Source organism: Cellvibrio sp. KY-GH-1, from assembly GCF_008806975.1.
GTDB lineage: Bacteria > Pseudomonadota > Gammaproteobacteria > Pseudomonadales > Cellvibrionaceae > Cellvibrio.
On the sequence record NZ_CP031728.1, the window covers coordinates 272,893 to 294,305 of the forward strand.

Sequence of the window (21,413 nt, forward strand, 5' to 3'; positions counted from 1 at the left end):
ACAAACATCCTAATCCAGCTCCCCGGAGAAACTCTATGAAACTTCCGAAACTCAATCGTTTCAGGATGGCTTTCTGCTTGAGTGTTTTTGCTTCTGTTGCAACTCAACAGGCGATGGCACAAACCGCCAGTTGTATCTACTCGGTCGCTAATGAGTGGAACACTGGTTTAACAGGCAGCATCACAATTACTAATACCAGCAATACGGCCATCAATGGTTGGTCAGTGAATTGGCAATACACCACCAATCGCATTAGTAGCAGTTGGAACGCAAACCTGACTGGTGCAAATCCTTATACAGCCACTAATATTTCCTGGAACGGTACAATCCAGCCGGGGCAGTCGGCAAATTTTGGCTTTCAAGTTAATAAGAATGGTGGTGTTGCAGAAAAACCGCAGGTGACTGGCAGTATTTGTAGTGGCGTGGTGGTAAATAGTTCAGTTGCAGCCAGTTCAGTGGCACCGTCAAGCGTAGCGCCTTCTAGCATTGCAATTTCCAGTACAGCTCTATCAAGCATCGCTGCCAGCAGTACAGTCGCGACGAGTAAAAGCAGCTCAGTAGTGGCGAGCAGTATGTCCAGTGCAGTTAATGCAATCAACCTTGCGCTCGCAGCAACTGCGTCGACTTCTTATGTTTCATCCTGGGAAACATTGGCGGCAGTGAATGATAATTCGCAGCCAGCAAGCTCTAACGATAAATCCAAAGGAGCCTACGGCAACTGGAATAACCCTAACTCCTACCAGTGGGTGGAATACCAATGGGCTAATCCAGTGACTATTTCTTCAACAGAAATATATTGGTTTGATGATGCCGGCGGTGTGCTCACACCAACCGATGCGGTGCTGGAATATTTTAACGGCTCCAACTGGGTGGCGATTGGCAATTTGCCTTTGGTGATTAATCGTTTTAATACACTGGTAGTGCCGAATGTAACCACTAATCGCGTGCGTGTACGTATGCTCAACACGCAGCAATCCACCGGTATTTTGGAATGGCGGGTATTGGGTGTGAATCAAACCGGGGCGCTTTCCAGTCAGTCCTCCAGCAAAATTTCTATTGCGAGCAGCGTGTTAACCTCGAGTAGTCGCTCGTCAACCATTAGCTCTGTGGTATCGAGTTCTCGCTCATCAGTTGCTTCTTCGGTTGTATCTTCTTCAGTGCTGAACAGTTCTGTGCGCAGTTCTTCCAGTTCCAGTGTTGCGCCTCAAGCGTGCGTTACGCCCAAGGCCGATAACGTTTGGGCAGGTTCAAGTTGTTCTACACCACCGGTAAATAATTGCGTAGCGGGCAATTGGGTTGCACCAAAAGATGGTGGTGAAAACGGCGCGCCTTTGCGTTTGGAATCAGAGCACTTTGCGGTTTATTGGAAAGACGGAACCAATATCACCACTGCAAATGCGCAAGCCGCATTGACCACATTGGAAGGTATTTGGGATTCGTATTTTGGTGCGCCGATTTATTTCCCGCAGCCTTATTGCACGTCATCAACCAAATACAAAGCGGCGGTGCATTTTGATAATGAATTCCCGCTCTGGGGTGGCGGCTGGTCGCGCAATGGAATTAATTACATGGGCATGTGGATTGGACCGGGCGCTGCAAATGACCCCTGGGGTTTAGCGCATGAATTTATGCATGGTGTGCAATCTACTACGCAAGGTTTCGGTGATTGTGGCGGCGCAGGCTGCTGGATTTATGAATCTCACGCTAACTGGATGCCACATCAATTATTCAACACCAATGTGCACTGTTCGGAAATGCTGCCCAACATGCCGCACTTGTATTACGGCAATACCCGCGATCGCTACTGTAACTGGCAATTCTTTGAATTCGTAAAAGATAAATACTGTCACAGTGCGGTAAATAATATGTGGGCTTACAACGCGCCCGCAGGTCAGCGCGACCCCTGGCAAAAATTAATGCTCAGCCAAAACTGGAACATCGAACAATTAAATGATCGCTTTGGTGAGTGGGCAATGCACAACGTGACCTGGGATTATAAAGATCCGGATGGTGCAGATCAGGGCGCCGTGTATCGCCAGAATTATGGCAATTTAAATGCAGATGCCGGCAGTTACACTGCGCGTCGTTTGCGTTTAACACAGCTTGAATCACTGGATACCAATTTTGCGCAGAACCGCCGTTTTGTATCGCCATATTATTGGGCACCGCAGCGTTGGGGTTACAACGTTGTGCAATTATTCCCGGAGACCGGTGCAACAACGATTACGATAAAATTCCGCGGTGTTGTGCAAAACGGCGCAAATTCCGGTTGGCGTTGGGGGCTGGTATCTACCAACAGCAGTATGACGCAATCGCGCTACACCGAATTGCAACGCGGTACTGATGGTGAAATCTCATTGTGTTTAACACCGGGTGAAAATGTATTCCTGGTAGTGACGGCAACACCGACTGCTTACCAAAAAATTACCTGGGATAATCCCGGCGATGGCAAAGCTTATCCGTCAATTTATCGCTACCCCTATATGGTGGAAGTGCAGGGCGCCTGGCCGCAAGGCTTTAAAAATGGTGCGCGTGATGCCTGCCCGAGTGGAACTGTTCGCCACAGTAATGGCGGCGGTTGTGCGCCGAGCGGAACTCCATCCACTGTCTATGTTGGTCCCTATGCAAAAATCCTGGGTGGCAGCGTGACGGGCAGTGCGCGTATTGATAACCAGGCAACGGTGATAAATGGCACAGTCTCGGGCGGCACTGTTGGTGCACTGAGCTTGATTGGTGTGGCTAGCCATCCGCATCACGGCGCGAGCAATTTCAATGTGAGCGGATCTGCAAAAGTGCTGGGTACTTTTTATCCATTGGGATGGTTTGGCAATAACCAGTCTGCCTCAGGGACTGCAACCCTGATGGGGGATCTGGAGTTTGTATCCAGCGGAAAATCGGCCAACACTTTCTACGGCTTTGTTGCCGATGATTGGAGTGGTGTGACATCGGCCACAGATATTACAGTGGCCCCGCCTTATATCTGGCGTCCTTGATATAAGTAAAAAACTCCCGGCCTGAAAAACCGGGAGTTTTTTGTTTTTTGCCGGGTAAAACACTGGCGATAATCCTGCGCTGTGCTATTCGTTAACTGCCCGAGATAAGATTGTTAACCGGGTACTATTAAGACCATCAACAATAAACCTGTGGTAATCACTGTCAGTCAATAATAACGGAGGCAATTTATGCCCATCAGTACTGAGGTAGCTGCCGAGCTACAAATTCTGCAGATGTTTGATTCTGCCAATCACCAGACTGGTTTAAAAGTTCACTCCAATGCAGCTCCTGAGTTGATTGCGGCCACGCGCCGGCTCTACGAAAAACAACTCATTACCCACGTGGACGGCGGTTACCCGACGCCGCTGGGCAGTGAGTGTTGTGAGCATTTGCAAAAACTGCTGCATATTTTGAATTCCAAGCCTTTGCTCTAAGCCAGTGATCTCCGGTTAGCGATTAATTAACTAGTGACATTTACGAATGACAATGAGAGCATTCGCGCCGCTACAGCTACGCACAACAATCAGCCGCATTAAATAACCAAGCGGTGTTAGTCAAAAAAATACACGCTAGCGAAGCTGCAATTGAGTTCATCAACAAGCGCGGTTTTTAACAAGAATGCTAGCCAATAAAAAATTGTGAGAGATCAAGCATGCCTAAAACATTTATTTTCCTGATAAGGAATTTTTTTCTTATGTTTGTTCCTCTCGCGCTCTCGGCACAGGCCGAAGTAGAAACTCTTCGTCTCGCTAACGATACCCTGGCAGTAGAAATTACGCCGGATATCGGCGGTCGTTTATTGTCCGCACGTCTGGTTAACAAGCCCAATTTTTTAAAAGTGGGGGATGCTGTTGTCACCGAACCTAATCCGGATGTTTCACCAACTGCGAATAATATTGGTTATTTAGGGCATGAAATCTGGGTAGGTCCGCAGAGTCATTGGTGGCAGCAGCAATTGTTGAATGATACGCGTCGTGCCGCAAAAGCCGTTTGGCCTCCGGATCCCTATTTGATTCTGGCGAAAAATACAACGCAGGAAAAAAATGCACAGCAAGTAGTGTTGCAAAGCCCTAACAGCCCTATATCTGGCGTTGCAATTAAAAAGGCTTACAGCCTGGTGAGCGGTAACCCCAATCAAATAAAACTGGACGTAGAAGCAACGAACATTCGCGATTCCAACGTTGCGTGGGATATTTGGTTTAACTCTCGCGTGCCTTACACATCTCAGGTATATGTTCCTGTTGCAAATATGAAAGATGTGCGTGTCGAACATTTTTCAGATACTACATACGATGGTTTAACTCATAATTTTAGCGATGGCATTTTTGCGTTGGAAAATGCTAACTCGGCACAAAAGCAGGGGCGCAAGGGCAAGGTGTTTATCCAGCCATCACAGGGTTGGATGGCGGCATTTCGCGCGGATCAATTGTTGATTATCCAATTTGCCTTGCAACCAAAAAGCGCCATTCACCCGGAGCAGGGGCAGATAGAGTTGTATCAGGAATTTCTGCACAGCGAGCCCGACGCGGGACTCCTGGAGTTGGAAGTGCACGCGCCTTACAAGACTTTGGCACCCGGGGCTAGCATGGGGGCAGCAGAGATCTGGACCTTATTACCCTACACTGGAGCGAATACTCGCGCGGCGCATATCGAGTTTTTGCATCAGCTAAACATTGCCGGTAAGTTGTAACTCGTTTTTCCAAATTAAACCTACGCAACCCCTCTTGTTCATCAGTTAATGCTTCTAATGGCTTCCATCCCCCTCGTGGTGAAAGAGGGTGGTGGTGGCTTAATCCTGATTTTCAGCAAGCGCGATCATCGACTGGCGCATATATCCAAAAGTACGTTTGAGCCTAACTGACAATAACCAAATAATGTTTGGTTATTGATTCTTAATCTATTAGTATTAATTAACATATTTAAACCATAAAATTTTTGCTTCTAATAAAAATAATTGGCAAGTATACGGTTATATCGGGCTTATCCCCCAAGCTCTTGGTTTTAACAAAGCATCGAACGTTTTAAACGATTCCGAAGGAAGAGTATCTCCTTCAGGCGGTTGCCCGTTGTGCAACTGTCATCCGAATTTGTGCGGTTACTGGTGGTGCCAGCCAGTGAAGGGAGAGGGTAGGCCTGCTGGTAACCGTACAAATCTAGCTACACGCACGACCAAAGCTCATTTCAGTACAAATAATAAGCTCCTAAATAACGCTAATAACGAGAAGTCACTCGACGAGAGATCACTATGCAACTCAAAAAAATTGCCTTGGGCACGCTCTTGGCTGTCGCTAGTTTCAGCCCCTTGGTTTCACTTAACACCATCGCTCAAACCTCTGAAGCCTACAACTGGGACAGCCTCGCCATTGGCGGCGGAGGTTTTGTCTCGGCGGTAATTCCCAGCAAAACTGAGCAGGGCGTTGTCTACGCCCGCACCGATGTGGGTGGCGCTTATCGTTGGGATAAAGCCAACAGTCGTTGGGTATCGATGCTGGATTGGGTGTCTGAAGATCAAACTGGTTTACTCGGCGTCGAGTCGATTGCAGTAGATCCAAAAGATGCAGCCAAAGTCTACCTGTTTGCGGGTATTAGCTATTTCAATAACGGTAACAGCGCCATTTTGCGCTCTACGGATTACGGTAAAACCTTCACGCTGATTAACGTGAGCAACCAGTTCAAAGCCCACGGTAATGGCATGGGGCGCCAGAACGGCGAACGTTTGCAAGTCGATCCGGGTTCCAGCAACGTCCTTTACGTGGGTACCCGTTTTAATGGCTTGTTCAAGAGTTCTGATTCCGGTTCCAGCTGGGCGCGCTTGTCCGGCCTGAATGTCACCACCACACCCAATGAAAACGGCATCAGCTTTGTGGCGCCTGACCCGCTCAGTGTCTCTGGCGGCACTGCACAACGTTTGATTGTCGGTGTTTCCCGCTTTGGCTCGGTGGGTGCAAACCTCTATCGCAGTAACGATGGCGGCGCGACTTTCACAGCTATCTCCGGTGCACCCACTGCCTATATTCCGCAACGCGCGGCCTACGCGGGCGATGGCAATCTCTACATCACCTACGCCAATGGCGCTGGCCCTCACGGACACTGGGCGCAGCCCGAACCCATGGATGCCGGCCAGATCTGGAAGTACAACGTCAGTAGCGGTGTCTGGACTAACGTAACCCCCAGTGGCTACACCCGGGCCTTTGGCGGAATCAGTGTTGACCCCAGCAATCCGCAGCGTTTGTTGGCCACTACCGTGAATACCTATATGCAACAGGGCGATGCCTGGGGTGATCGAATCTTTATTTCTACCAACGGCGGCAGTAGCTGGACCGATGTGATTCAGCGTGGTTTTGCACGCGATGCTCAGGGTATTACCTGGATTAATGGTCATGCGATCCATTGGGCTGGTTCGATCGAGTTTGATCCCTTTGATACCAATGCAGCCTGGGTTACGTCGGGCAATGGTATTTTCAGAACTTCAAATATCAATGCCACTACCACCACCTGGGCGTTTAACGTGAAGGGGCTGGAGGAAACTGTACCGCTGAATATCGTTAGCGTCGCGAATGGCCCGCTCTTCACGGTGATTGGTGACTATGATGGCTTCCGCCATACCGACCCAGCCCAATACGCACCGATTCATAATCCACGCATGGGCAGCACCACCGGTTTGGCAGTTGCATCCCAGGCGACCAACATTGTGGCGCGCGCTGGAGGTAACGATACGCCGGCGATTTACACCTCCGTCGATACCGGGGTGACCTGGACTAAAGCCGCGACTATGAATGGCAAGAATGGCCAGCTCGCACTCTCGGCCAACGGCGGTGTATTGCTGCATAGCCCGCAAGATTCTGCGACGACTTATCGTTCGACCAACCTGGGTTCAAGCTGGACTGCGGTAACCGGTTTGAGTGTAACCAATGCGCGCCCGGTGGCGGATTCGGTTAACAGCAACAAATTCTACGCTTACAACAATGGCACCATGATGGTGAGTGCCAACGGCGGTGTTTCCTTTGCTGCTGCAGGTTCGCTAGCCGCTAACGGATCCAGTGTGATTCGTGTTGCACCGGGAATTGAAGGGGATATTTGGGTGCCGCTCTATGGTGGTGGCTTGGCTCGCTCTACTAACTCGGGTTCATCTTTCACTACTATCAGTGGAATTAGCTATGCCGGTGCTGTTGGGTTTGGCAAAGCAGCCAGTGGTGCGACCTATCCAACGGTGTACATGTGGGGCACAGTGAATGGCGTGCGCGGCGTTTATCGCTCTACCAATGCGGGCACTAGTTGGGTACGCATTAATAATGATGATCAGGAGTTTGGTGGCCCGGCAAATGGCCAGTTTGTTATTGGCGATATGAATACTTACGGTCTGGTGTACATGAGTACTGCTGGTCGCGGCGTTGCCTATGGTAAACCGTCAGGAGTAGTGACGTCCTCCAGTGTGGCGAGCAGTCTTATCGCTACCAGTTCCAGCCGTTCATCCAGCTCGATAGCAGTTACCAGTTCCAGTCGTTCATCAAGTTCAGTTGCACTAACCAGTTCAAGTCGCTCGTCCAGCTCTGTTGCGCAAACCAGCAGTGCAATCAGTTCCAGTCGTTCGTCTTCCAGTTCAATCGTTTCTTCCAGTCGCTCATCCAGCTCGGTTGCAAGTTCTGTGGCCAGCAGCAGTGCGACAGCAGCGAATTGTACTTATGTCGTTAGCAACCAATGGGGTACCGGTTTTACCGCGGCGATTCGTATTAAAAATAATCGCACTACCGCAATCAATGGTTGGAGTGTGAACTGGAGTTATAGCGATGGCAGCGCAGTAACTGGTGGTTGGAATGCAACCATCACGGGTTCCAATCCATACAATGCGGTGAACGTTGGTTACAACGGCACTATTCAGCCAGGTCAAACCGTTGAATTCGGATTCCAGGGTACCAAGCCTTCTAATCTAAACGCGTCAATTCCTGCGGTTACTGGCGCAGCGTGTAATTAACAATTTCTACTTGTGGTTCTTTGTGTGTCTTCAGCCCGGTCATTGACCGGGCTTTTTTATGAGCTCAATAATTTTAGGGTTCAATAAATTGAACCCCTACGAATTTATTGCGCCCAGTCATTGCGCCCATCTACTGCTCCGCTCATCTGCTGCAGGGTATCAATTGCGCCGCTTCTTTTGCGGTGATTCGCAAGGGTAAGGATTCGATACATTCGTCACCTTGAGTTTTCATCAGTTTGTCTTTACCGTGTGCTCCAATTTAACGGATCGACCTTTGTGGACACAGGAATTTTAGCGAGCATGTTGCGTAGCATACTTTTGAGCAGTACTGGGTTATTCATTGGTGCTTTTTCGGCGCACCTGTTTGCCGAAGAGTTTCGACATGAACTGGAATTTGGGATGGGGCTAGGTGGACAGCACTTGCCGCATTATCGAGGTTCGGAAGAAACCCACACTAAAGTGTTGCCTATTCCTGTGGTGGAATACCGGGGTAGAATTTTAAAATCCGATCGCGATGGCACGCGCGCCGAGTTTTCCCTCGCCGAGCGAATTGAATTCAATATCAGCGCCGATTTAGCCTTAAACGATGGTGCAGAAGACAATCGCTTGCGCGAAGGTATGCCGGAGTTGGAATCTGAATTCCAATTGGGGCCGTCGGTGAATATTGATTTAACCGGGCACGGTTTTAATCGCGGGTTGATTTTGCGTTTGCCGGTGCGGCCTGCGTTTGCCTTCGGCAGTGATAGTGAATATATCGGTTACGTTGCCAACCCCATGCTGACCTGGATTCAACCGCGTGTGTTGGATCGTTGGCGCGTCTCTCTGGATGTAGGCGCACTCTATGGTTCGGATCGATACCATCAGCACTACTACAATGTTGCGCCGCAATATGTTACTGCCGCACGGTCAGAGTATTCTGCTGACGCTGGGTTTAGCGGCACCTTCACAGAAGTGGGTGTTTCTTCCAAACAGGGAAGCCTGGTTTATGGTGTAAGCCTGCGTTACGACAATTTGCGCGATGCTGTATTTTACGATAGCCCACTGGTTGAAACCGGCGATTACTGGAGTTTTTCCTTTGGGGTAGGTTGGTTATTTAAAACCTGGAATTGGACTGAGTAGCTCCCGCTCGCACGGCAATTTAAAGCGGTGATAGTTCAGCGAATGCAGATAGCTTTTCAATGGTATTACCCGCATGGGCGTGCAGATTATTTAACAGTTCCTCGCTGGTATTGTTTTCGTCGTGCGTGCGGGCTTTTGCGATCAGGGCCAATATGTTTTTCTCGGCATCCATACGCTGTTGTAATACTGCGTAAGTGTAATTATCAGTAACGGCGGCGCCAATGCGATGCAGCAACATCTCGCTATCTTCTTTGTCCGGGTCTGGCATTGTGGGTAAGTCACCTAGTTCCCGAATTCGCTGCTCCAATGCTGGAATAAATGTTTCGCGTGCATCACCAATGTGCGTTAATTCCTGTGCAATTCTCTCGCTGGCCACAATTTGGGTTCCATCGCGAAAGTGATCCACGGATTCGCGGCAGGCTACCAGTAATTCGTTAAGCGATACTTCAAGATCAGATAACAAACGAAACATATTTTGTTCCCTCCGATAATTTGTCATACCACATTATTAGTGCGGGGGTGCCGCGCATACAACTTCCAATGCTTGAGGAATCACCGTAAAAAGTGCGGGCGTGTGGCTGATATGTTCGCCATCGGCGTGAATTTCAAGGGTGGGCGCTGTAACAATTTCCATGTCCTGGCTCGCAAGCGTAAAGGTTCTGCGAATTTGTTTGTGTTTACCAAAGCGCAATAGTGGGGCGCTGGCGAGCATTTGCCAAAAACCTTGGGGATAAAGGCTATACAAATGCAGTAGTCCATCATCAATTTCAGATTCTTCGGCAATTATATTGCCGCCGCCGTAATAGCGGCCACTGCCTACCGCGAGTTGTATGGAGCGCAACCTATAATTGTTACCGTTTGATTTTATCGATACAAAAAACTTTTTTTGGTTGTGAAAGGCTGAAAAAATAGCTTTTAAATAACTAAATACGCCCCATTTCTTTTTTAAGTCGGGTGTTAGTTCCTTAGTCACTTCCACGCCTAGCCCGATGTGGGCAACGTTAAAAAAATAGCGGCCGTTGACAATTCCCAGGTTTATTTTCCGATAATTATTTTCATAAATAATCCGAAAGGCATCATCAATGTCGGGCGAGATTTCCAGTGAGCGGGCTAAATCATTGGCGGTACCCATGGGTAATATGGCAAAGCGCAATTTGTGGCGATAGAGCGCGGGTAGCGCTGAGTTAATCGTGCCATCGCCACCGCCAATAATCACTAATTGAATATCCTTGTGGTTGTTTTCAATCAATTCTTCGGCCGTTGTGGAATCATCTAGGTAATGGATGAGCACCTCCGTGCCTGCCTCGCGCAACAATGCAACACCTTCGGCGATGTCCGAATCCTTGCCGATGCGACTGTGGGGATTGATCAACATTAGCGCTTTTTTAGGCGTGGTCACGGTTATTCGCCCTCTGTAAACCGCGTGCAAGCAACCAACAGATTAATGCCCAGGCGGCACCTGCAGTCCAACCGGCCACTACATCGCTAGGCCAATGTACGCCCAAATATACGCGGCTAATGCCCACCAACAAGGTGATAAATGTGCAAAATAATAAAATAAAAATTTTAATTCGCTTACGCCGTTGCGTTGCTGCCAATAACGCGCCCAGGGTGAGGTAGGTGCTGGCGGATAGCATGGAGTGCCCGCTGGGGAAGCTGGCGGTATAAATCACTGTGCGATGGGGAACCAAGTCAGGGCGATCGCGATCAATGGATTTTTTTAATAAGCTGCTTGCCCCCAATGCGCCCAAGGTGGCAACTAGTACCACTAATGCCAAATACGATTTATCGCTCATGAGTAAAAATATCAGTACCGCTAGCGTCAACAAAATCAGCACGGCATTGCCACCCAGTGCGGTAATATCTCGCCCGACTTCCTCCAGCCATGGTGGGCCAAGTGGGTCGCTCAAGTCATGAGGGTTGCGCATTAAAAGCAGTAAATAGCGATCCAACTCGTGGGGTTGTTCTTGCAGCGCCAATTGTGTGAGTAAGACAAATAAAAACAGCGATACAAAAGTGGCAAAAATAGCGAGTAGAACCGGTAACTCCCGTTGCCATAACCAGTGGATAGCCAGCATCAACCTATTGGTTGATGCGGAGGCAGTTTCCTGCATGGCTGTTTTATCCTGCATCGCAAGTGCTCCTTAAAATTCCGTGCTCTGTCGCTGTCCAGTACTGGGTATGTCTGTAAGTAAGACGCAAATTGCGAGCCACTAGTTCAATGGGTGGATTAGTTTTGTGATCAACTTAAAATTAAAGCTCCTGGATTCACAATTAAAGCTTATTGACCCATTGATAGGTTTTCCCTGCTTCAGTTTTTACATCCACCAAATAAGTATTATCCAGCGATACTTTGGGTAGTTTTTTGGCGGTGTGAATTAACGGTTTTTTAATAGCGGGTAGCGAATAAAATGGATTTTTATTTTCCCCTCTCGCTTTGTTTACACTGAAACCCATGGCCTTGGGTAACGGTGCGTAGCTGCGTATACGCAAATTACCGCCCAGGCGTGACTGGATTTTTAATTCACTAATCGCCCCTTTTTCCCAACGCATATCCACCACAAAGCCACCGCGCATTATCAGCCCTTTTACTTCACCGCTGGGCCAATCTTGTGGTAGGGCTGGTAACAGATGTAGAGCACCATCATGACTTTGCGCGAGCATCTCCACTAAACCAGCAGTAAAACCAAAATTGCCATCAATCTGGAACGGCGGATGCGCATCAAACATATTGGGGTAGGTGCCGCCCTCCTGAGAAATAGTGTTGGTATTAAGGGATGCCGGCTTTATTTGTTCGCGAATTAATTTTAAGGCACGGTCGCCATCGAGCATGCGCGCCCAGAAATTAATTTTCCAATTCATGGACCAGCCAGTGGACGGGTCGCCGCGCTGTTCGAGCGTTACGCGCGCCGCATTAAATAATTCCGGTGTGCGCAGCGGCGAAATCTGGTTGCTGGGGTGCAGGCCATACAAATGGGATATATGGCGATGTTTGTCCTGGGGGTTATCCCAATCCTCCAGCCATTCTTGCAATTGGTGATATTGGCCAATTTGCATGGGCGGCAATTGGTCGGTAATTTTTTTCCAGCGGTTACTGATTTGTGAGTCTTCATCCAATATTTTTGCGGCCGCGATGGAATGAGTAAGCAAATCAAACAGGAGTTGGTTATCCATTGTTACGCCCGCCGCAATTTTTTTACCCGTTGCAGAGGGTTCATTTTCCGGTGACATAGAAGGAGATACGATTAACCAGCCTGTGCGTTCATCCTTAATTAAAAAATCCTCAAAAAATTCGCACGCACCTTTCATTATCGGGAACACGTTGCGCAAGAATTCTTTATCGCCGGTGTATAAATATTTTTGCCACAGGTGTTGCACTAGCCAAGCGTTGCTGGTGGGCCAGGCCCCCCAAGACATATCAATCCCGCCGCTCACGCGCCAAATATCGGTATTGTGGTGTGCCATCCAGCCGCGTGCATCGTACATATCGCGGGCGCTTTGTTGGCCAGTTTGTGCCAGCTCGCGGATTAATTGAATAAACGGTTCTTCCAATTCGCCCAGTCCCGTCACTTGCGCGGGCCAGTAATTCATTTCCGCATTGATGTTGATCGTGTATTTGCTATCCCAGGCCGGGTCTTGGCGATAATTCCATATACCTTGCAGGTTTGCTGGCTGGGTGCCGGGTTGCGATGATGAAATCAGTAAGTAACGGCCAAACTGAAAATATAAATTAATAAGTTGTGGGTCATAGCGTTTGGCAAATTCGCGAATACGTATATCGGTTGGCTCCTGTGCAAATTCATTGCTGCCCAGATCCAGTGATGCGCGCGCAAAATACTTTTTATAAAAAATGCTGTGCGCCGCCAGCCGATCGGCATAGGCAGTATCGTTTGCGGTGAATAGTTTTGTGGCTTTGTCCATTGCGGTTTCGCTGCGTGCGAGTGCATTCGCGCTAATGTCATGGTAATTGACGAAGTTGGTTGCCATGGATACCAAAATGACCGCGCTGGATGCATTGGCTATTTCCAGTTTGCTGCCGTTTGCTTTCAGGGTTCCATCATGCGCGGCCAACTTTACCAAACTGGCGAGTTGCACTAGGCCCTTGATACCTTCGTGGTCGCGTGAGCGGCCTTGCATTAATAGGCTCGCGTTACTTGCATCGGCCTTAACAGTAAATTTATCGGGGTGAGTTAATGCGAGGCTAAAACCTAATGTCTTGGGTTTATCGGCACTTAACCGAATAACAATTACCTGATCGACAAAGGAGCTGAAAATTTCGCGTGTATAGGTTATATCGCCCACTTTATAGTGGGTGCGCGCCACCGCGTTGCTAATATCCAGTTCGCGATAATAGTGAGTAGCATTTTTGTGAGACGGGAAATCAATCAGTAAATTGCCCGCCGTCTGATAGGGCATACCATTGGAGCCCTGGCTGGTAATGGTCTTCTCCGCGAGGTCAGAAGCTTCGGTGTATTTGCCAGCGCTAATCAACTCGCGAATTTTCGGCAGTGACTCGCGCGCTGTCAGGTTCAAATTATTGTGTGGCCCGCCGGCCCAAAAAGTATCCTCATTCAGCTGCAAGTTTTCCTGCGCAACCCCACCGTGCACCATGGCCCCCAAACGCCCATTACCCAAGGGCAGGGCTTCTTCCCAATGGTTGGCGGGTTGTTCATACCAAAGCTTGAGTTCTTGTTGCTGCGCCAAGCTCGAAGCGCTAAAAAGAATAAACGCAAATAAGGTGCTACCTTTTAAAAGGCGCGTAATGGTTTGCATGTTTCATTCTCCCCGAGGCGATTTTAATTATGTATATTTGTGGAATGGCAGGTGCCTAGTTTATCGGTGATTTGTAAGCTGCGGCGGTTTTGTTTGGGTTTAAAAATGTAAAGGGCATTTGCTAGACTTACTGGTCTGCACAGATGGTGTCTGGTGTCAGTATTTCTAATGGTGCTGGGTTCGTTGAGCGTTTATCATCATGTGCAATGACGGGGTCGTCGAGTTCATAGGGTTAAAACAGGGGAGTCGTTCCGTGAAAATAATTCAGGCATTGTTATTGGTCGCAGCTCTAACGGGATGTGTGCATCAGCCGTCGATGAAAGAAGTAACTATCTACACTTTTATCTATCCACCCTACACCGATGAGGGGCCTTCAGGCTTGTTTATAGATCTAATCTCAGCCGCCTATGAGAGCCAAAACGTGCGCGTAAATTTTGAATTCGATACGCTAGCTAATTCCGTTAAAAAAGCAAAAGCCATGAACGGAATCATGTTGGCTTCGCGGCGGTATCAAACTGAATATGCCCAGGAAATAGGTTTTGAAGAGTTTTATGATGTAAACACTTACATCATTTCTATTCAAGGGCGTCCAAAGGCCAGCAAAATGGGTGCTTTTAGTGGCGACGAAGTTGCATTTGCGAAAAAGAATGGGCTCATCCCGATAAAATATGAAAAGCCCAGTGATGGGATGAAACTGCTCTACGAAGATAAAGTCAGTAGTTTGATCTGTACGGATATTAGTTGTGATCAAATAAAACTGACCAATCCGGATGTGCAATTTACCATGGAGCCCGGTTATTCGTTTCCTGTCGATCTGGTGTATTTTGGCAAAGATCCATCCACTAAAGTGAAAACCAGTATTGCTATTTTACAATCCGGAATCAAAACGCTTTTAGAAAGCGGGAAATACTTGGAAATACAAAATAGCTATAAAGTAAGTAATTCTGTCTATCAAATACCCTTGGAAGGTCTAACTCATTTAAAAATAAATTGAGCGACACATATTCTTTATTCTTGATAAGAGAACGAAAAGAAAATATACAGAATGGATTGTTGCGGGGGCAGATAGCGAATTTGGCAAAATGGTTTATAGTCATCGCATGTCCACGGTTGAGCCTGTGTTCGCTAATATCGGCACAAACAAAGGGCTAAAGCGCTTCAGTCTACGTGGCAAAGCCAAAGTCCAGGGGCAGTGGCAGTTGTTTTGTATGATCCACAATATAGAAAAGCTGGCGAATTATGGTGATTTGACCAACGCGAAGCGAAAATAAGAACGAATATAGGCAAACAACTCGCTTTTTCAAAGCACAACGCAATTAATGAATATGAGCAATTGAAAATCCAAGAACAGTTAGGCAAAGTTGGCTAATTAATTATTAATCAATTAGCTGTAGGAAAATTCAGTGGTTGTTGGGTTTTTCTACGGCTTCGTTAGACGTTGTCTAGTAGAGAGAATATATGATGCTGAAATATTTTGATAAAACTCTAGACTGGAATGATGCTAATTTTTATGGTTTTGCATGGTGTAATGATGGAAAAGATCTTGAGCTATTTTTAAGTCACGCGAGTGAAAATATATCTGGCCTTATGTGTTCCTGGGTAAGTAATTTAATAATTAATCTCCAATGGCAAAAAGACCCTAATGTGCCAGGCGTCAGTGGCGCAAAAGTTGGCGGCCCGCTTTTAATCGTTTCAGCTGGCTTCAATTTTGACATGGAAAGCCAGCTCTCAGTGCACTTAAATTTTGGTTCTAATGGTGAGCTTCGCTTTGAATGTTGTGCAATCAAAGTGCTTTGAGTGCGCAAGTCAAACAAGGTCGCCTCGATCTGATAGTTCGTAAGTCGCGCATTTAATGAATCTCTTCATGAGGTTTATCGTAAATACTCTACTTACAGTCTGCAGTTGAGCACAGCGCTAGTCTAGGAAATATGAGCATCGAATATATTAAAGAAGAAATAATTCTTGCCTTTCAAGATGTTGAGCTTGGAGATGGGGTCGGCTTGTGGGAAGCTCAGGCTATTGACGACTACGAGTCAAAGAGTGAGCAAAGTAGGGCAAGAAAAAAGGATGAAAAAACGAACTGGCGTAAAATAAGTGGTAATGATCTTTTTAGGTGTGATAGTAGCTTATCGTTTATGGATGCAGAAGGAATGAGGTTTCATGTTCCTGCGTTTATTGTAGGTGAGATAGAAGGCTTAACTAACACTGCCCCAATTTATCACTTATCACAGGGCGTTATTAATAGTCCTGAGTTATTTAAGGCGTTTAATGCTCTGCAGAGGGAGGCGGTCGCTAAATATTTGGAGTGGTGTGTTTGGCAAGAAGATTTTAGGTATGATAGTCACCACATCAAAAGAGCTTTAAATGAGTTCTGGCGTAAAAGCTAATAATCGGCTTTGCAATTTTTTTCCGCAAAAAATTCCGCAAAGCTACGACTAAAATTTTGTCGTTTACCGCGTTATGTCTAACGATCCATATAAATCTAAATCGAGAAATATAATGAAAAACATTTTATCAATAATTGCAATTGCAGGCCTGGTTGTTGGTTGCGCAAGTACCAAATCGACTGTTTCAAAAGCGTATACGCCATCTAAAGAGAGCCAGCTTTCTATATCTGTTCTGATCCCCTCCGCGAATATCGGACACCTTAGAAACTGAGTAAACTTACTCCAGAGGTGATCCATGAGCAAGAATTCAACCCCAAAAGAGAATAAGAAGTATACAGCCGAGTTCAAAAGTGAGGCCATTAAACTGGCCGAACGATTGAGCGTAGCGGAAGCCGCCGAAAAACTGGGCATATATGCCAGTCAAATTTACAGTTGGCGTAGCGCACTCAACAATAGCCGTACTGATGTTGAAAGAGAATCGCTCCTCGCCGCTGAAAATGCACGCCTCAAGCGTCAGCTCGCCGAGCAAGCAGAGGAGCTCGAAATCCTAAAAAAGGCGGCTACCTACTTCGCGAAGCATCAAAAATAAAACGCTACGAATTTATGCTGACAAATAGCGCGCTATATTCAATCGCGATGATGGTGCGCGTTCTGTTGGTTTCGCGAAGTGGGTATTACAGCTGGCTTGATAATCGTGAAATGGTTAGTTGGCGCATGCAGCAAAGAGAAGCGATTGATGCGTTGGTAAAGGCAGCATTTGAGGCTGGAAAAGGCCGGTATGGCGCGGATCGGATTTTTTATGATTTGGCGGAGCAAGATAATCCGCTCGACATAAAAACCATTCGGAAAAGCCTGAAACGGCAGGGGTTAATTGCAAAAGCGGCCAAGCTGTTCAAGGTGACTACGGACAGCAATCATACACTGCCTGTTGCGCCCAACCTGTTGGCTAGAGATTTTTCTGCGCAACAACCTAATGAAAAATGGGTGACCGATATTACTTATATTCAAACTACAGAAGGTTGGTTGTATCTGGCCGTGATGATTGATTTATATTCTCGAAAAGTTGTTGGTTGGTCGATGAGCAAACATATTGATGCGCAATTGGTTTGTGATTCATTGATGATGGCGTTGTGGCGACGAAAATTCCCAAAAAGCGTTATTGTTCACAGTGACCGTGGCAGCCAATATGTATCGCATGCGTTTAGGGATTTACTGGAAAAATATTCGCTAATACAGAGTATGAGTCGCAAGGGCGATTGCTGGGACAATGCGTGTGCGGAAAGCTTCTTTCATTCACTTAAGGTTGAGCTGGTTCACGGCGAGCCGTTGCTAGATGGAAAGCACACGCGCGAATCTATTTTTGAATATATCGAAGTGGATTACAATCGCTACCGCCGTCACAGCGCTATTGGCTTTGTTAGCCCCGAGCGCTTTGAGGCAAAAAATGTATGTTAGTTAACTGTCCGAAGTTGGCGGTAGGGATCAGTTCAGAAGAGTTCCGATGTCTCAATACCTGATGAACAATACCAGCTTCTTGAGTCACAAATTAAAAATGGTCTTGCCGCAAACGGATTGCTTGCTTCCGGTGAACAGAATTCGCAGCACTCAGTTACTGTTGAAATCCATTCGTTCAGAATGAGAGATGACGCAGCTCGCCTTACCGTAGGGATAATGGCCGGATGCGACAATATTGTTAGCACGGTGGTTGTTACTGACAAGGTCACACGCGAGGAGCTGGGCAGATCTCAAGTTTCGATTAAAGAATGTGCGGCGTGGGGAGTGGCTAGTCAGGTTATTAAGAAGTATACCGATGGTGTGGTTGCCTATCTGTCCAAAAAGTAATAGCACATGTACCATACGAATTGTAAGTGGTGTTTATGCAATGTATCTACCGAGGAGCAATTTAACGAAACTGGTCAAAAGGGGGCTGTTAGCTGTTCAAACCAATGTCCATTGGGTTGATGAGTTGGTTGGTGAAATTTCAATTCCTTTGCTGCCGATTAATGAAAATCCCGCGAGCTAACACTTAATTTTTTTAAGCAGTGTGTGTAATCCTGTAAATGGCCTGCAACCAAATGAATGACCGGTGTTTCACTGTCGGTGGCGTTAATTTCCAGTACGCCTTTTACTACTAGTAATTGTGCATTTAACAAAGGTTCGCGAAAGTGAGCTTGGGTTTTTTGCCATACAACCACATTAATGTTCCCCGTTTCATCCTCCAGTGTTACAAAAATAGTTCCTTTGGCTGTACCAGGCCTTTGGCGTCCGGTGACTAACCCGGCTACACGTACAAAACGGCCGTGGCCAATACTTGCCAATTCGCGTTGGGTTTTGCAGCGATTAAATGGTGCCTGGCTGCGCAACAGTGCCATAGGGTGCGCGCGTAAACTTAAACCGATACTGGCGTAATCATCCACCATGTCTTTTTCCAGTGTGGGTGCTGGCATGCTCAATAAGTCTTGCTGGGTTTCACTGGATTGCAGCAGTGCGACATGTGGTTTTATGGCGGCTGCTTGCCAGCGCGCTTCGTGGCGATTGCCAGTGAGTTGAGCAAAGGCATCGGCAGCGGCAAGGTGACCTAAATCTGTTGCTGTGAGTGCAGTGCGACGTGAAATATTTTCCAGTGAAGTAAATGGTTTGTTGCCTCGCCAGCGTTCGATGGTTTGTGCTGCATGGGTATCAAGCGAGCGGACCTGGCTGAACCCCAAGCGGATAGCCAGTAAAGGTTGTGGGTTGGGAAAATGTTCAGATGACAAGTGATTAGCCGTTATTTTTTCCAGTTGAGTATCGTAAATACTGCAATTGATATCAACGGGGAGCACTATGACTCCGTGACGTTTTGCATCCTGTAGCAATTGCGATGGAGAGTAAAACCCCATAGGTTGGCTATTCAGTAATGCGCAATAAAATGCAGCAGGATGATGGCGTTTACACCAGGAGGATGCATAGCACAGCAACGCGAAACTGGCCGAGTGGGATTCAGGAAAACCGTAACCACCAAACCCTTTTATTTGGTCAAATAGTTTCTGGGCAAAATCCAAAGAGTAATGGCGAGCTAACATGCCTTCAATAAAATCCTGTTCAAAATTGGCGAGGGTGCTGTTTTTCCCCCAGCTAGCCATGGCGCGGCGCAACTCATCAGCTTTGCCACCACTAAAACCGGCGGCGACCATGGCCAGTTTAATGGCTTGCTCCTGAAAAATAGGAACTCCCAAGGTGCGTTCTAACACGGGAATTAAATCGTCATGCTCATAGGTAACTGCCGTGGGATTTTTTCGCCGTTGTAAAAAGGGATGCACCATTCCGCCTTGAATAGGGCCTGGGCGTATGATGGCAATTTGAATAACCAGATCATAAAAAGTAGTGGGCCGCAGGCGCGGTAGCATCGACATTTGTGCGCGCGACTCTACTTGAAACACACCAACGCTATCCGCCATGCGCAACATTTTATAGGTGGCAGGGTCCTCCGGCGGAATATCTTGAATTGCTGTTATCTGTGGGTGATAACTGTGAATAATTTGTAAGGTTTTGCGCAGTGCGGTCAGCATACCCAATGCCAGCACATCCACTTTTAATAAGCGCATGGTTTCCAGATCTTCCTTATCCCACTGGATAATAGTGCGGTCAGGCATGCTGGCGTTTTCAACGGGTACCAGATCACTGATGCGATCCTGCGCTATCACAAAGCCGCCGACATGTTGGGATAAGTGACGAGGAAAACCCAATAACTCATTCGCCAGTTGCAAAAATAACTGCAGCATTTGGCGCGAAGGCGGTGCAATTAATGGATTTTCTGCCTGTAATTGTTCATGTGCCTGAGTTAAACGTTGCTCCCACTCCGTGTGTTTATCCCACCAGGCAGCTGAGGAAGCCAACTGCGTGGTGATTGCTGGTTCAAACCCCAGTGCTTTGCCTAAATCACGCACCAGGCTGCGGCGGCGATAGCAAATAACCGTCGCTGCCAATGCTGCGCGCTCCCGGCCATATTTTTGATAAATATATTGAATGACTTCTTCGCGTCGCTCATGTTCAAAATCCACATCGATATCGGGTGGCTCATTGCGTTCTTTGGAGATGAACCGCTCAAACAATACGTGGATTTGCTGTGGAGAAATTTCGGTGATTCCCAGGCAATAACACACCACTGAATTGGCCGCCGAGCCGCGCCCCTGGCATAAGATATTTTTCGCGCGCGCGTACTTCACTATGTCATGCACAGTTAAAAAATAAAATTCGTAGCGCATTTCCGCAATCAGTTTTAGCTCTTTCTGGATAAGCGCAGTGATATCACCGGGAGTACCTTGGGGGTAGCGCTGTTGTTCGCCTTGCTGTACCAAATGGCGCAAATATTGTGTGGGGGAAAATCCGGCGGGTACTAATTCTTGTGGATATTGATATTGCAACTCTTCCATTGAAAATGTACACCGCTCACGGATTTTCTCCGTCTCTTGTAATAACACCGGGGGATAAAGTTTTTCCAGTTGCCCCAGTGTTTTTAAATAGGCTTCACTATTTGCGCAGGTCTGTGTGCCCAGTTCTTGTATCGGTGTGTTTAGTCGAATAGCGGTGAGGGCGTCTAACAGCATTTTACGTTTGTTGCTGTGCATTAAAGCGTTTCCTGCAGCAACCAGGGTGATGCCCCGGGTTTTACCCAGGTGCTGCCAGTTTGCAAAGTGTTGTTGCTCGCCACTGTGTAATTGATGGTTGATGCCAAGCCATAACCGGTCTTTAAAAGCACGTGTTAAATAGTCGGCATGCAAATAAATCTGGCTTTCATTTTCAGGGTTGATGGGATCGCATAACCAGATGATCAGACAGTGTTGTAAACGAAAACGCAAATCTTCAAGGTGTGCTTCATAGTTTCCTTTGTCGGCACGCCGCCGGGCGAGGGTAATAAAACCGGAGAGTTCAGCATAGGCGGTACGTGTTGGTGCGATGGCAATGAGCTGAATACCATTGGATAACAAAAAGCGGCTACCGATAATTAACTCAATGCCACAGTCTTGCGCCATGGCAAATGCTTTTACTGTGCCAGCTAACGAACATTCATCGGTAATAGCAATGGCGTTGTAACCTAATTCCGCAGCGCGCATGACCATTTCTGGCGGATGAGAGGCGCCGGTTAAAAAAGTAAAGTTAGTGGTGGTGTACAGCTGGGTATAATTCAT

Annotated in this window: 16 protein-coding genes; 11 read left to right on the forward strand and 5 right to left on the reverse strand. The window is 47.4% G+C overall.

Annotated elements, in window-relative coordinates:
- Positions 1–35 precede the first annotated feature (35 nt).
- From D0C16_RS01020 to D0C16_RS01040, 5 genes are all read left to right on the forward strand, one after another.
- Complete coding sequence (locus D0C16_RS01020) at positions 36–2,993, forward strand: DUF6055 domain-containing protein (RefSeq protein WP_151030609.1); 2,958 nt, start codon at positions 36–38, stop codon at positions 2,991–2,993.
- A gap of 189 nt (positions 2,994–3,182) precedes the next feature.
- Positions 3,183–3,428, forward strand: a complete 246-nt coding sequence (locus D0C16_RS01025) for a TIGR02647 family protein (RefSeq protein WP_151030610.1) — start codon at positions 3,183–3,185, stop codon at positions 3,426–3,428.
- 260 nt (positions 3,429–3,688) lie between these two features.
- Positions 3,689–4,684 (forward strand): DUF4380 domain-containing protein, encoded by a 996-nt coding sequence (locus D0C16_RS01030; RefSeq protein ID WP_151030611.1) that lies wholly within the window; start codon positions 3,689–3,691, stop codon positions 4,682–4,684.
- Between the two features lie 555 nt (positions 4,685–5,239).
- The gene (locus tag D0C16_RS01035; protein WP_151030612.1) at positions 5,240–7,966 is read left to right on the forward strand and encodes a cellulose-binding domain-containing protein; all 2,727 of its coding nucleotides are present in this window, start codon (positions 5,240–5,242) and stop codon (positions 7,964–7,966) included.
- Positions 7,967–8,266: 300 nt separating this feature from the next.
- The gene (locus D0C16_RS01040; RefSeq protein WP_151030613.1) at positions 8,267–9,085 is read left to right on the forward strand and encodes a MipA/OmpV family protein; all 819 of its coding nucleotides are present in this window, start codon (positions 8,267–8,269) and stop codon (positions 9,083–9,085) included.
- 19 nt (positions 9,086–9,104) lie between these two features.
- Here D0C16_RS01040 and D0C16_RS01045 read toward each other — a convergent pair whose 3' ends face one another.
- From D0C16_RS01045 to D0C16_RS01060, 4 genes are all read right to left on the reverse strand, one after another.
- The gene (locus D0C16_RS01045; RefSeq protein WP_151030614.1) at positions 9,105–9,557 is read right to left on the reverse strand and encodes a DUF2383 domain-containing protein; all 453 of its coding nucleotides are present in this window, start codon (positions 9,555–9,557) and stop codon (positions 9,105–9,107) included.
- A gap of 36 nt (positions 9,558–9,593) precedes the next feature.
- Positions 9,594–10,484, reverse strand: a complete 891-nt coding sequence (locus D0C16_RS01050) for a lipid kinase (protein WP_225318856.1) — start codon at positions 10,482–10,484, stop codon at positions 9,594–9,596.
- A complete protein-coding gene (locus tag D0C16_RS01055) occupies positions 10,471–11,217 on the reverse strand; it encodes a phosphatase PAP2 family protein (RefSeq protein WP_225318857.1) in 747 nt (248 codons plus the stop codon). The genes D0C16_RS01050 and D0C16_RS01055 overlap by 14 nt, the downstream gene beginning before the upstream one ends.
- Before the next feature lie 142 nt (positions 11,218–11,359).
- On the reverse strand, positions 11,360–13,858 hold the full coding sequence (locus tag D0C16_RS01060; protein WP_151030615.1) for a glycoside hydrolase N-terminal domain-containing protein: 2,499 nt from the start codon (positions 13,856–13,858) through the stop codon (positions 11,360–11,362).
- Between the two features lie 253 nt (positions 13,859–14,111).
- Here D0C16_RS01060 and D0C16_RS01065 point away from each other — a divergent pair, with 253 nt between their 5' ends.
- The 6 genes from D0C16_RS01065 to D0C16_RS24715 all read left to right on the forward strand — a co-directional run bounded on the left by D0C16_RS01065 (position 14,112) and on the right by D0C16_RS24715 (position 18,087).
- Positions 14,112–14,852, forward strand: coding sequence for a hypothetical protein (locus D0C16_RS01065; protein WP_151030616.1), 741 nt, complete (start codon positions 14,112–14,114; stop codon positions 14,850–14,852).
- A 16-nt stretch (positions 14,853–14,868) separates the two neighbouring features.
- Positions 14,869–15,129, forward strand: coding sequence for a transposase (locus tag D0C16_RS01070; protein WP_225319010.1), 261 nt, complete (start codon positions 14,869–14,871; stop codon positions 15,127–15,129).
- 187 nt (positions 15,130–15,316) lie between these two features.
- Entirely contained in the window at positions 15,317–15,655 is a 339-nt protein-coding gene (locus tag D0C16_RS01075) for a hypothetical protein (protein WP_151030617.1), read from the forward strand.
- Between the two features lie 131 nt (positions 15,656–15,786).
- Positions 15,787–16,245, forward strand: a complete 459-nt coding sequence (locus tag D0C16_RS01080) for a DUF6714 family protein (RefSeq protein ID WP_151030618.1) — start codon at positions 15,787–15,789, stop codon at positions 16,243–16,245.
- A 295-nt stretch (positions 16,246–16,540) separates the two neighbouring features.
- Positions 16,541–17,700, forward strand: a protein-coding gene (locus D0C16_RS01085) for an IS3 family transposase (RefSeq protein ID WP_370458202.1) whose coding sequence is annotated in 2 segments (ribosomal slippage) — positions 16,541–16,793 and positions 16,793–17,700 — 1,161 coding nt in all. Because the reading frame shifts where the segments join, the coding sequence is not laid out codon by codon here.
- Positions 17,701–17,754: 54 nt separating this feature from the next.
- Positions 17,755–18,087 carry a DUF4410 domain-containing protein gene (locus tag D0C16_RS24715; protein WP_370458212.1) on the forward strand — a complete coding sequence of 111 codons (333 nt, stop codon included), beginning with the start codon at positions 17,755–17,757 and terminating at the stop codon, positions 18,085–18,087.
- 158 nt (positions 18,088–18,245) lie between these two features.
- On the opposite strand, the gene D0C16_RS01090 is transcribed toward D0C16_RS24715, so the two are convergent.
- A complete protein-coding gene (locus tag D0C16_RS01090) occupies positions 18,246–21,413 on the reverse strand; it encodes an error-prone DNA polymerase (RefSeq protein ID WP_151034755.1) in 3,168 nt (1,055 codons plus the stop codon).